Origin of the sequence: Coleofasciculus sp. E2-BRE-01 (assembly GCF_040221695.1) — a bacterium.
Lineage (GTDB): Bacteria > Cyanobacteriota > Cyanobacteriia > Cyanobacteriales > Coleofasciculaceae > Coleofasciculus.
Genome location: NZ_JAVKEA010000201.1, coordinates 1 through 12489 on the forward strand (window position 1 = coordinate 1; position 12489 = coordinate 12489).

The 12489-nt window shown below is 46.0% G+C and carries 13 protein-coding genes and 1 pseudogene; 9 read left to right on the forward strand and 5 right to left on the reverse strand.

Annotated elements, in window-relative coordinates; all coding sequences use genetic code 11:
* A pseudogene (locus tag RIG66_RS26265) lies at positions 1-333 on the reverse strand (photosystem II D2 protein (photosystem q(a) protein)); the annotation flags it as partial.
* 173 nt (positions 334-506) lie between these two features.
* Positions 507-674, reverse strand: a complete 168-nt coding sequence (locus RIG66_RS26270) for a hypothetical protein (RefSeq protein WP_446381879.1) — start codon at positions 672-674, stop codon at positions 507-509.
* Between the two features lie 53 nt (positions 675-727).
* Between RIG66_RS26270 and RIG66_RS26275 the strand changes: the two genes are divergently transcribed.
* The 4 genes from RIG66_RS26275 (at position 728) to RIG66_RS26290 (ending at position 4556) form a co-directional block, all read left to right on the forward strand.
* On the forward strand, positions 728-1003 hold the full coding sequence (locus tag RIG66_RS26275; RefSeq protein WP_006106524.1) for a hypothetical protein: 276 nt from the start codon (positions 728-730) through the stop codon (positions 1001-1003).
* A 19-nt stretch (positions 1004-1022) separates the two neighbouring features.
* Positions 1023-1700: an energy-coupling factor ABC transporter ATP-binding protein gene (locus RIG66_RS26280; RefSeq protein ID WP_446381881.1), complete on the forward strand. Its 678-nt coding sequence runs from the start codon at positions 1023-1025 to the stop codon at positions 1698-1700.
* A 59-nt stretch (positions 1701-1759) separates the two neighbouring features.
* Positions 1760-2308 (forward strand): NYN domain-containing protein, encoded by a 549-nt coding sequence (locus tag RIG66_RS26285; protein WP_446381883.1) that lies wholly within the window; start codon positions 1760-1762, stop codon positions 2306-2308.
* A gap of 118 nt (positions 2309-2426) precedes the next feature.
* A complete protein-coding gene (locus RIG66_RS26290) occupies positions 2427-4556 on the forward strand; it encodes a sensor domain-containing protein (protein ID WP_446381885.1) in 2130 nt (709 codons plus the stop codon).
* Between the two features lie 243 nt (positions 4557-4799).
* Here RIG66_RS26290 and RIG66_RS26295 read toward each other — a convergent pair whose 3' ends face one another.
* Positions 4800-5375 carry an exonuclease domain-containing protein gene (locus RIG66_RS26295; RefSeq protein WP_446381887.1) on the reverse strand — a complete coding sequence of 192 codons (576 nt, stop codon included), beginning with the start codon at positions 5373-5375 and terminating at the stop codon, positions 4800-4802.
* Positions 5376-5478: 103 nt separating this feature from the next.
* Complete coding sequence (locus tag RIG66_RS26300) at positions 5479-5673, reverse strand: hypothetical protein (protein ID WP_446381889.1); 195 nt, start codon at positions 5671-5673, stop codon at positions 5479-5481.
* A 62-nt stretch (positions 5674-5735) separates the two neighbouring features.
* On the opposite strand from RIG66_RS26300, the gene RIG66_RS26305 reads away from it, so the two are divergent.
* Positions 5736-7034 (forward strand): M16 family metallopeptidase, encoded by a 1299-nt coding sequence (locus tag RIG66_RS26305; protein WP_446381891.1) that lies wholly within the window; start codon positions 5736-5738, stop codon positions 7032-7034.
* 131 nt (positions 7035-7165) lie between these two features.
* Positions 7166-8446, forward strand: coding sequence for a M16 family metallopeptidase (locus RIG66_RS26310; RefSeq protein ID WP_446381893.1), 1281 nt, complete (start codon positions 7166-7168; stop codon positions 8444-8446).
* A 233-nt stretch (positions 8447-8679) separates the two neighbouring features.
* On the opposite strand, the gene RIG66_RS26315 is transcribed toward RIG66_RS26310, so the two are convergent.
* Positions 8680-9588, reverse strand: coding sequence for an ATP adenylyltransferase family protein (locus RIG66_RS26315; RefSeq protein ID WP_446381895.1), 909 nt, complete (start codon positions 9586-9588; stop codon positions 8680-8682).
* Between the two features lie 302 nt (positions 9589-9890).
* On the opposite strand from RIG66_RS26315, the gene RIG66_RS26320 reads away from it, so the two are divergent.
* The 3 genes from RIG66_RS26320 to RIG66_RS26330 all read left to right on the forward strand — a co-directional run bounded on the left by RIG66_RS26320 (position 9891) and on the right by RIG66_RS26330 (position 12305).
* Positions 9891-10334 (forward strand): retroviral-like aspartic protease family protein, encoded by a 444-nt coding sequence (locus RIG66_RS26320; RefSeq protein WP_446381897.1) that lies wholly within the window; start codon positions 9891-9893, stop codon positions 10332-10334.
* Positions 10335-10721: 387 nt separating this feature from the next.
* Positions 10722-11387, forward strand: coding sequence for a thiamine phosphate synthase (locus RIG66_RS26325; RefSeq protein WP_446381899.1), 666 nt, complete (start codon positions 10722-10724; stop codon positions 11385-11387).
* 126 nt (positions 11388-11513) lie between these two features.
* Positions 11514-12305, forward strand: coding sequence for a dienelactone hydrolase family protein (locus RIG66_RS26330; RefSeq protein ID WP_446381901.1), 792 nt, complete (start codon positions 11514-11516; stop codon positions 12303-12305).
* Positions 12306-12489: the final 184 nt, after the last annotated feature.

Here is a 12489-nt window from a genome sequence, read left to right on the forward strand (position 1 = left end):
CCAAAGCCCACCGATTTGACACCAACGGGTGAAGTCGCCTTGGGCTTCAGGTCCCCACAGTAGCAGTAGGGAATGACCGAAGGTATCGGCGGGGGTGGAAACCGCCACAGTTAGGAAGTTACAGCCTTCCAAGTAGGAAGAGGCTAAACCGTGGGTATACCAAGATGTCACAAAGGTTGTACCGGTTAGCCAAGCTCCAACCGCCAAGTAGGCGCAAGGGAGCAGGAGTATACCTGACCAACCGATGAATACAAAGCGATCGCGCTTTAGCCAGTCATCGAGTGCGTCAAACCATCCTCTTTGGCTGGGAGCGCGTCCGACAGCTATTGTCATAACGTGTAGATCTCCAAGAATTTATGAGTACGAAAGAAAAGCCCTCTTACTCGGTCAACCGACTCAGGCTGTGCCTAAGCAGATAATTGACCCGATTGTGAGTAAAGTTTACTTTTCTTTACGGTCTTGAACTTATCTTAAAAGAAATTTTCAAATTTTGCCACTGTTATTCGTCATTTGTCATTTGTCCTTCGTCCTTCGTCATTCGTCATTCGTCCTTCCCAATCTCCCCCATCTCCCTCATCTCCCTCATCTCCCCCAGCTCCCCCAGCTCCCCCAGCTCCCTCTGCTCCCTCTGCTCCCTCTGCTCCTCCACCCCTCCGCACCCCCAGCTCCCTCATCTGTGCCAACTCCCGTCTAAGATAAGAGGGAGAGTATCGCGCTTGAGAGTAGCATGTTCACGATTGACTTGACTTTGAAAAACACGCCCTTCCCCTTATCCGTGCAACGGAAGTCAGCAGAAGCGGCGGAAGAAACTTACCAGGAAATTATGAAAGCAATGAGTTCGGGTAAACCTGAGTTCATGGAACTGACGTGTGAACACCAGTCCGATAAGAAAATTGGCGTTCTCACCAATGAGATCAGTGCGGTGATGATTTCTCAGAAATCTGGTGCTGTGGGGGCAGGGCGTACACCCGGTTTCTTTGCTTTAGCTGAAGAACAACAGTAGTTAACACATCGCCAACGTCATGGTTCAAACCGCAATTACGGTACAGGATCTATGCTTCAGTTGGTCTAGTGGAGCATCGGTTTTAGACGCTTGCTCTCTAGAAGTTCCCAAGGGTGAATTTTGGATGCTCTTGGGGACAAATGGCAGTGGTAAATCAACATTGTTGCGGTTGCTGGCTGGATTATTGTCACCGGATTCAGGTGAGATACAGATTTCGGGACTCATGGGATTTGTCTTCCAAAATCCTGACCATCAGCTAGTTATGCCGACAGTCGGTGCAGATGTGGCGTTTGGATTGGTTGAGGAGAAACTTTCGATCGCACAAGTTCGCGCCCGAGTCACCGAAGCCTTAGCCGCCGTTAATCTGCTGGATTTACAACGACGCCCGATTTATGCGCTGAGTGGGGGACAAAAGCAGCGTATTGCTATTGCGGGTGCGATCGCGCGTCAGTCTGAGATCCTTTTATTGGATGAGCCAACAGCCTTGCTAGATCCCGATACTCAGTTAGATCTGGTGGCTCAGGTGCAGCGCTTGGTCAAAAGTCGCGGGTTAACCGCCCTTTGGGTGACTCATCGGCTGGAAGAGTTGAATTACTGCGACGGAGCATTTTTGCTGGAAAATGGTCGGGTGGTAGCACAGGGAGAACCGGAGCTACTCAAGCAACGGCTTCTAGGTGAGACAAAAATGTCATCATAAATTAATATAAAGAGGAGATTGAGAAAAATTAACAAAAAATATTAAATTAGCCTTGAAAAATGCCCTCTCCCCCACCCCAGGTTGTTTTACTGGTTGATGGTTATAACATCATCGGCACCGAGTCGAGTTTGACTAAGACACGCGATCGCCATGGACTATTGGCAGCGCGGCAGGAATTAGTTGAGGTTTTAATTAACTATAGTGCCTTTCGGGGCTATAAAACTAAAGTTGTCTTTGACGCTCACTATCAACCGACTGGAACGCGCCACGAAGATATAACCCCCCATGTATCAATTTGCTATACGGACTTTGGGCAGACCGCCGATAGCTACATCGAAAAATTTTGTGCGGCTGTTCGCAGTAAACCGAAGCTGTTCAAGCAACGATTAATCGTCGCAACTTCAGATCGGGCGCAACGGTTAACAGTGACCGGGTATGGAGCAGAATGGATGTCATCGCAACAGTTAATTAGCGACGTCCATTGCACAAGTCGTAGAGTACGCCGCCGACAACGATCGCCCAAACAATCTCGCGGTCGTTTTTTAGTGCATTCCCTTGACAAATCGGCACAGCAACGGTTATCTCAATGGCGTCAGGGTATTCGCTGATACAAGGAAACGTCGCTCCCTCTTGAATTATTAACAAATCAATGTAGCTATTCAGAGGCTGTCTCGAAAAAGGTTGTTTGGGACGCCGATAGAATCCATTGGCACAAACAATGAGGCAATGAATATTACTCAGTATAATTGGGTAGAACCCCAGCCCCAAAAAAGACATCAGCTAATCTCAGATATTCTCAATTCCCTAGACGAGATCGTTTGGTCAGCGTCAGCCCACACGTATAAGCTACTGTATATTAATCAAGCTGCCGAGACTATTTTGGGCAAAACCCTTTGTGAACTGTATGATCAGCCAACTCTATGGGAGTTGATGATTCATCCCGATGATCGGCAGCGAGTTCAGCAGGTGTTTCAGACTTTAGGAGAAAGCGGTAATCAAGCCGTAGAATACAAAATTGTCCGACCTGATGGGGAGGTGCGCTGGATACACAATCGCGTCTGTGCGATCGCGGATGAGACGGGTAGTGTGATTAGGATGGATGGGATTGCCAGGGATATCACCCAACGTAAGCAACTCGAAGCCCAACTCTGTCCCGAAAATGACCTACTCCAGGGCATCATGCAAACCAGTATCGCCGCGATTACCGTCGTTGATACTCAAGGTAACATCATCTTTGCCAACGCGCGATCGCAGCAAGTCCTCGGTTTGACTCAATCCGAATTAGTCGAACGTCGATACAACTCTCCCACTTGGCAGATTACTGATTTTCAAGGTGGACCCTTTCCAGAGGAACAACTACCATTCCAACAGGTGATGGTAACAGGTCAACCCGTTTTCGATGTTCAGCACGCAATTGAATGGGCGGATGGAACCCGTAAATACCTTTCAGTGAATGGCGCTCCCTTAAAAGATGCCGACGGAGTTATCACCCATATTGTTTTCTCGGTTACTGATATTAGTCACCGCAAACAGGTAGAAGAACAGTTATGCCACGATGCTTTACATGATAACTTAACCAGGTTACCGAATCGTACTCTATTTATAGAGCGGGTTAACCATGCAATTAAATTAGCCAAACGGAATCAGGATTATTTATTTGCGGTTCTGTTCCTGGATTTGGATCGCTTTAAAGTAGTGAATGATAGCTTGGGGCATGATGTCGGGGATCAACTCCTAATTGCCACCGCCCGCCAGCTAGAAAAGTGTGTACGAACCACTGACACCGTTGCCCATTTAAGTGGCGATGAATTTACGATTCTCCTAGAAGATATCAAAGATATAAAAGATGCTACTCGTGTAGCTGAGCGGATTCAGGCAACCTTAAAAGCCCCCTTTAACCTGAATAATCATGAGGTATTTACGAGTGCTAGTATTGGCATTGCCCTCAGTTCCACAGGATATGAGCGCAGCGAAGATATCTTGCGGGATGCTGATATTGCCATGTATCGGGCGAAAGAACTCGGCAAAGCCCGTCATGAAATATTTGATAAAATTATGCATGCTCGCGCTCTAGAATTGTTGAGATTGGAAAATGATTTGCGACGAGCATTGGAACGGCAGGAATTTGAAGTTTATTATCAACCGATCACTTCATTAGCCACAGGGACACTAACAGGATTTGAAGCACTGGTGCGTTGGCGACATCCAGAACGCGGTTTAGTCTCTCCAGCAGAGTTTATCCCAATTGCTGAAGATACTGGACTGATTATTCCTCTGGGAGAGTGGGTACTTCATGAAGCTTGTCGTCAACTGCGGATGTGGCAAACCCAATACCCTACACCAGAGCCATTGAAAATGAGTGTCAATTTATCGGGCAAACAGATTAAGGAGCCGGATCTAATTGAGCAAATTGATCATATTTTAGCAGAAACAGGTTTAGATGGCAGTTTTTTGAAGCTAGAAATTACTGAAAGTATCTTAATGGAAAATGCCGAAACCGTCACCAAGATGCTACTGCAATTGAGAGCCAGAAATATCCAGTTATCAGTGGATGACTTTGGCACAGGATATTCATCCTTAAGTTACTTACATCGCTTTCCCGTGAACACTCTCAAAATTGATCGTTCTTTTGTTAGCAAGATGAATCCGAAAAATCGCAATACTGAGATTATCCGAACGATTATTACTCTCGCTCATAGTTTAAGGATGGATGTGATTGCTGAAGGTGTAGAAACTCTCGAACAATTGACTGAATTAAAACTACTAAACTGTGAACAAGGACAAGGGTATTTATTTTCTAAACCGTTAACTAAGTGTGCCGCCGGACTTTTATTAGGCGGAATTCCTCAGTGGTAAACTGTGGAATATATTTTACAATTGAAAACATTGACAGACACCTAGTTTTGTCTGTGTGTAGGGGCGACCCGCTTGCACAAATCAACAACTGCATCCACTCAATTTGATCGGGTCGCCCTTTACTCAATCTCTGATGCCAGCAAGGACGCATCATGTTGTAGAGACGTTGCATGCAACGTCTCTACAACAGTTTGTCCTAATTGATGTGTCTACTGCTATACTTGTTCAGCAAGCCCTATTCTCTTAATCTAAAGAGCGGTTGAATCTCCTGTCCTGACTCCACAGTAATTGAGACAAAATTCGGGCAATATTCGCCGCATCATCAACGCCGCGATGGTGTGTACCTTGCAACGACAGCTTAAGCAGAAACAGGGCTTTTAACATACCAACTTCCTTCTGTAACGAATGAGCCAGCGCAAACCATGTCTTCACATTGATATGTCGCGAATCAAACGGATACTCAACGCCAAAGGATTGACATTGTTTTTGAAATTGATTTTTATCATACTCCCCATAACTCGCCCAAACTCGTTGATGGGATAAATACCGTTTTTGGAGACGTTCACAGGCTTGAGCAAAGGACATTCCTTGATCCACTTGTTCCTGGGTTAATGTGGTTAGCTCAGTACAGAATTCACTCACCGTTGAGCGTGCTGGTTTAACCAAGATACTCTCTGTCTTAACAACGGAATGGGAATGGCAATCCAGCAGACAAACGCCAATCTCGATAATTTCGCTTTCTTGTCCCGGTGGCGGTTTTCCTTGCCAGCACGTCGCTTCGACATCAATAACCAGAATTTGGTCGATTTTTCTAGACATGGTTCTGCTGCTGCTCCTGTTCAGCCAGAATGATTCTCGCGAGTCAAGTTATCAGTTTTCTTGGTGATTTTTACCGCCTGTCTATCACAGCTACTTGCCCCAATTAGTAAGAGAATGGGGTTTCGATTCCCCATTCTTTACCTGGAATCTTCGTCTCTTGCTCTGTCTCAGTTGCTTCATCCCTCCACAATTCTTCCGAACTTTGGGTAGTGAACCGCCTCGGCAAATTGGCTTCCATCCACTCCCCAGCACCCCCGCACCCCAGCACCCCTGCGATGATTGAACCGAATTCAGTCATCAACGCCCTTAGACGTTAATATAGGACTAATTTAATGTAACTGCAATTTGAGATTAGAGAAATTGCTATCTGAGCCACTGATTTCTACCAAATTTCCGGGTGATATATTCAAACTCGCCAATGGGTTAACCGTCATTCACCAGCATTTACCTGCAACACCTGTCGTTGTGGTTGATGTCTGGGTGAGGGCTGGGGCAATTGTCGAACCCGATGAATGGTGCGGGATGGCTCATTTTTTGGAACACATGATTTTCAAAGGCACACAGCGACTGGTTCCCGGTGCATTTGATCAGGTGATTGAACGTCATGGGGGGCTGACAAATGCGGCGACTAGCCACGATTATGCCCATTTTTTCATTACCACCGCCGCTCAATACCTTGACGAAACCTTACCCCCATTAGCGGATTTACTGTTATCGCCAGCGATTCCTGACATCGAATTTGATCGCGAACGAGATGTGGTTCTAGAAGAAATTCGCTCCTGTTACGACAATCCTGACTGGTTAGGTTTTCAGGCACTCTCCGAAATAATATACCAATATCACCCCTATAGGCGCTCGGTTTTGGGTAGCGAAGAACAATTGAGGGCGCACACGTCTCAGCAGATGCGCCGTTTCCATGCGAATCACTACCAACCGGAGAATATGACGGTGGTAATTATTGGCGGAGTTGAACAAGAGTCAGCGTTAAATTTAGTCAATCAGTCTTTTACCTCGTTTCCGACTCCCAGTGATTGTCCCCACTTAATCGCCGAAGCCGAACCCCCGATGACTGAGATTCGGCGTCAGGAACTGTATTTACCCCGAATTGAACAAGCCCGTCTATTTATGGCTTGGGTTGGACCCGGTGTGGATCAGTTAAAAGATGCTTATGGTTTAGATTTACTTTCGGTATTATTAGCCGATGGACGCTCATCCCGGTTAGTGAGACAATTGCGGGAAGAAGATCGGCTGGTTCAAAATATTGGCAGTGGTTTTTCACTCCAGCGGGATTCGAGCTTGTTTACCATCAGTGCCTATCTTGATCCTGAGCATTTAGAACAAGTCGAAGCCTTGATTTGCCAGCATCTATTAGACCTACAGCAGACACCGATATCCTCTGAAGAAATCCGTCGCTGTCAGCGATTGTTGTGTAATGACTATGTTTTCTCTACCGAAGCTGCTGGTCAGATCGCTGGATTGTATGGATATTACAATACGATCGCGACTGCAGAATTAGCTGTAACGTATCCCGCTCAAATTCAACGACTGACCCCAGTAGACTTGATGCACTTAGCACAACGTTACCTTTCTCCTTATCATTATGCCGTAACTGTTCTTAAACCCGTGAGTGAAGATTTGCTGATGGGAGAATTGTTTTGAGTAGAGACGCGCCATGGCGCGTCTCTACATGGTGCGTCTGTATGGGCGGGTTTGACGACTATCGTTTCTTATCCTTACCCAGATGCAACTAAACCCGCCCCGACCAAATTTTGAACTTTGAATTATCAATTATGCCTTCTAGTCTAACTGCCTCACCCCAACAGTCCATTATCCATCGCACGGTTTTAGATAATGGTATTGTCGTTATCGCCATCGAGAATTCAGCCGCTGATATTATTGCCTCGCGCCTATTTTTTCGCACGGGTAGCCAGAGAGAACCGCGAGATAAGGCGGGATTAACCCATCTACTCGCTGCTGTTTTGACCAAAGGTACCGACGAACTTTCCTCGATTGAAATTGCCGAACGAGTCGAATCAGTCGGCGCTCAACTGAATACAGATGCCGCAACGGATTACTTTTTATTGTCGCTGAAAACGGTATCTTCCGACTGGCTGGATATGTTAAAGCTAGCGGGGCAGATTTTGCGATCGCCTAGTTTCCCGGAAACCGAGGTAGAATTGGAACGCTATCTAACGATTCAGGATATTCGTTCCCAAAAAGAACAACCCTTTAGCGTTGCCTTTGAGCAGTTGCGACAGGCATTATATCAGGATCATCCCTATGCTGTCTCTGTATTGGGTACAGAAGCCACGGTTTCTGAATTGTTACCGACAGATTTAAAAGACTATCATCAAACCTATTTCCGCCCGGATAACCTAGTTATTAGTGTCGCCGGTCGAATTTCACCGGAAGCCGCCGTACAGCAGATTGAACAAGTCTTTGGGGATTGGCAACCGCCCTCAACTCCCTTACCAACGCTGACGTTACCCTTAATTACCACTCAGCCTTGCCACGTCGTCACCCCTCAGGAAACCCAACAATCGGTGGTAATGCTGGGGTATTTAGCCTCATCGGTTACTGATCCCGATTATGGGGCGCTAAAACTACTGAATACTTATCTGGGGAATGGGCTTTCGAGTCGCTTATTTGTGGAATTGCGGGAAAAGCGGGGATTAGCTTATGATGTTTCGGCGTTTTACCCTACGCGCCAGTGTGATTCCCTATTTGTAACGTATATGGGAACCGCCCCAGAAAATACAGTAATCGCGATGGAGGGATTGCGGACAGAAGTAGAACGCCTTTGCAGCTTGAGGTTGAGTGAAGCGGAATTGCAAGCAGCTAAAAATAAACTTCTGGGTCAATATGCTTTAGGGAAACAAACCAATGCTCAACTTGCCCAAATTTATGGCTGGTATGAAACTCTGGGATTGGGAATTGAGTTTGATCTGAAGTTTCAGCAGCAGATTGCCAAAGTCACGCCAGAGATGGCACAAGCGGCGGCACAGCGTTTCTTTGGGGAACCTTATATTTCTTTAGTGGGTCCGGCGGAAGCGATTAACCAGATCCTTTGAGATCCCAGACGTGCCATGGCGCGTCTGGAACAACAGTTCGGAAAGTCCTAATCGATGTGTCTACTGCTATAACTCTTGAACCCGTTTCAACGGGTTTCAGCTTTTAGCCCCAACTTTAGTTGAGGGCTTAAGCTGTCTTACCCGCCCCTTGAGCCGACTTGAATTTACCCACACCCCATACCCCACACCCTACACCCTGTCTCCTTTTTAGCTGTATTGTCACCCCTTGAGCTCTAATTCGATACATATTTGAGGATAGTCAGAGGACCGGCGTCTTTGAGACTCTGCATTTGCTGGGAATTGCGAACCAGCAGCGCCCCCGCAAAGCCAAGTGAATTTATTGAAATCGACTCAAACTCTTCTTGCGATCGCGGCACAAGCAGCATCCATTCTCGTGTGGCTAGCAGGTTGTAGGGGGCGGATTGTTTGATTTCCTCCTGGGGCTTACCTACTGCCTCTAAAAGCTTGTGATAAGCGTCCAGAGTGGCTTTTGCGGCAATATCTGGCGTGTCTATCCAACTGGGATCGAATCGGGTTAGGGCATGAACAAAGGGAAAGCTGGGTATTGTACCTATTGAACCCTGAAAATTAGCCGATGCGATCGCGGGTTCGATGGGTAGCTTGGATGTCTCCGGTGTTAGGGGTAAAGGGACAAGCTGTAAATGTTTGTGTCGCTGACTCGCACCCGCTATTTTGCCGCCGTTATAGAAGGCTAAACCATCAATTTCCGCTAAACCGGCCCACATTGCCTGAAAATCGGATAACGTCAGCCAATTATCTTGGTCTTCATACTCGCGGGTGACGATCAGGAGGTGATAATCAACCACGTTGAACTTATTTAACAGACACAGGTGAGTATCGGAAATATCCGCCACGAATAAATCCTCCTCATAAGGGAGAAAGGGGTTAAAGTTAGCTTTTTTCTTCTTTTGCTGCTTCTTGTCCTTAGCTTTGCGATCCAGGTTAGAGGCTATCCGCACCAGAAAGCGAATTCCATCCTGTTCGACGAACTCACACTCCGTTTTGATCGGTTGCAGTGCGCCGCATTGGAGGGCGTGTTCGGTTGTCTCTAGAACCTTTAACCATAATGTACCCGGTTTTAGGGTTCGTGTTGTCTGTTCCGTGGGTTTTTCTTCGGGCATAGTCAATTGTGGTATCCGCCGTATGCGAATCTAATCTAGACGATCTGATAGAATTTTGCCCAGAACTAAGAACAGTTTGTAGTCAGCACTGTCTTCGCTTCTGGCACGCTTCGTGCCTACTACGAACCTAGATTAAGTCGGGAATTTTAGAGTTGAGAGTTGAGATTTCGGATTAGCTTGCGAAAGGTTCGTAAGGCAGGACTTCTACCGATCGCGCTTATAATTCAGATCATGGGGAAGCGGTATCAGATGAATGAGCAACCATCCAGATTTTAACCAATACAGCTAAATCAATTATAATTATGCAACCTACTACTAATAACTTAATGGGAAAAGTTAAAACGACCCTAGTTATCACTAATCGTATTGATCAAGCTAATGCCGAAGATGGTCTGATTCCTGCTGAGCGAGTGCGGTCTATCACCTTAACTAACGTTTTAGTCGATACAGGAGCCACAACCTTGTGTCTGCCTAAATCTATCATCAATCAGTTAGGATTAAAACTCCTTAAAGAAGTCGATGTCGCCACAGCTACAGGAATTGGCAAAGCGAGAATCTTTCAAGATGCCAAAATCTCTCTGTGTGGACGGGAGGGAACGTTTGAATGTTTGGAACTTCCAGGAGGCAGTGATCCCTTACTAGGCGTTATTCCACTGGAAGCATTGGGAATTGAACTGGATTTAAAAAATCAAACCTTAAAACTCTTACCCATTAGCCCCACTGAAACTTATTTTACTATCCTTTAATTGTTTCTAGCTGCCTCACCAATAATACCAAAGTCGTAGAGGACAGCTTTAATAATTGTTCGGTTTGCCATGAAATCTTCAACTTCAATACCTTAAATAGCTAAATAGACATCTCTGGACTCTGGACTATAAACATCTCGTTTCAAAGGATTAGTTATATAGCAACCGCCATAGCGGTTAGGACACATCATTTAGTAGAGACGTTCCGGCGGAACGTCTCTACAACAGTTCGGAACTTTAAAGCTAAAGTAAGCTAAAACTTACTAGGGTGACTCTTTGAACCCGTTTTAACGGGTTTTAGCTTTTAGCCCGAACTTTAGTTCAGGGCGTTAGTTCAGGGCGTTAGTTCAGAGCTTATTCAGCAATATATTATACAAAAAATCGCCAATGAATAATAATTGTTCGACTCTACCCTTTGACCTTTTACTCATTACTGATGAAACCGCTTGTAATCGGGCGTGTCGAACTGTAGAACAAACTCTAAAAACTATCCTCAATAACATTAATTCTCAGCGTGTCGCTATACTTATCCGTGATAAAAAAGCGACAATTTCAGAGATTGCTACCCTAATTAGTAACCTAAAGCCGTTAACTGATGCGACAGGTGTCTTGTTGCTCGTACACAGCTATCCTCAATTAGCATTAGAATACAATCTAGCGGGAGTTCATCTATCATCAACGACAGCTATTGCACCTGTACGTCAACAACTTCCACCTGAGATGCTTATAGGAGTCTCGCGTCATGGAACCGACGCACTCGATCACAATGATATTGGTTTGGCTGACTATGCTACGATTAGTCCAGTGTACTCCCCTCTGTCCAAACCAGGGGATCGGCGCAACACATTAGGTTTACAGGGGTTGAGAGATAGCGTTAGACGCAGTTACCGCCCGTTAGTCGCCCTCGGTGGAATTGAACCAGGGCGAGTGAGTGCTGCGATCGCACAAGGGGCAAAAGCCGTTGCTGTCATTGGTGCAGTGATGGGGGCAGAAAATCCTGCTAGTGTGGTTCAATTATTACTCGATGAGGATGCTCATCGGGCGGCAAAATAAAGAGTTAGAGGATTGACTTTGTACAGACATTCCGCCGCAACGTATCTACGGATTTGAACCACTAACTGCTAGTTCCGAATCCTATTCAGATGATATATCCTAACTAAGTAACTCACCCTAACGGCTATGAAACCTCTACTCGCCTCGCTGATCATCACTCCCCTATTTACTCTCTTGAGTTCAGCCATTGCTCTAGCTGAAGTCCGCACTCAAGTGATTGAATACCAACAGGGTGATACTATACTCCAAGGCTTTCTGGCTTACGATGACGAGATTCAGGGAAAGCGCCCCGGCGTGATGGTAGTTCACGCTTGGAAAGGATTGGGAGATTACGAGAAACAACGGGCAAAACAGCTTGCTGAATTAGGTTATGTGGCATTTGCCGCTGATATTTATGGTAAGGGAATTCGACCCAAAACCAATGAAGAAGCTAGAGAACAAGCGACGATTTATCGATCCAATCGCCAATTAATGCGCGATCGCGCCCAGGCTGGATTACAAGTGTTGCAACAATATCCGTTGACGGATGGAAATCAAGTTGCCGCGATCGGTTATTGTTTTGGGGGCGGTACAGTATTGGAATTAGCCCGCAGTGGTGCGCCAGTGGCTGGGGTTGTTAGCTTCCATGGCAATTTAGATACACCCAATCCCGCAGATGCTCAAGCGATTAAAGGTAGAGTTTTGGTGTTGCATGGTGCAGCCGATCCTTTAGTTCCTGATGAGCAAGTTGATGGGTTTAAACGGGAAATGAATTATGCCAATGTAGACTGGCAAATGGTTATGTATGGTAATGCGGTTCACAGCTTTAGTGATCCGAATGCGGGGAATGATCCTTCAACGGGAGTGGCTTACAATGAGAAGGCAGATAAGCGCTCTTGGGCGGCAATGAATCGGTTTTTTGCTGAATTATTTCGTTAGATTTGTCTTATGTCTTATGTCTTATGTCATTTGAACTGCTGGATATGATATCGCTGATCAAGATAACCTGACTGGATGAGAACATCCGCGATCGGTGCGTTTGTAGTAAGCGCTTTAGCGCTTATATTAATCGGGTTGAAACTCGCTCGTTGCTGGTAACGTCGATGCTTCTGGAAACCATTGG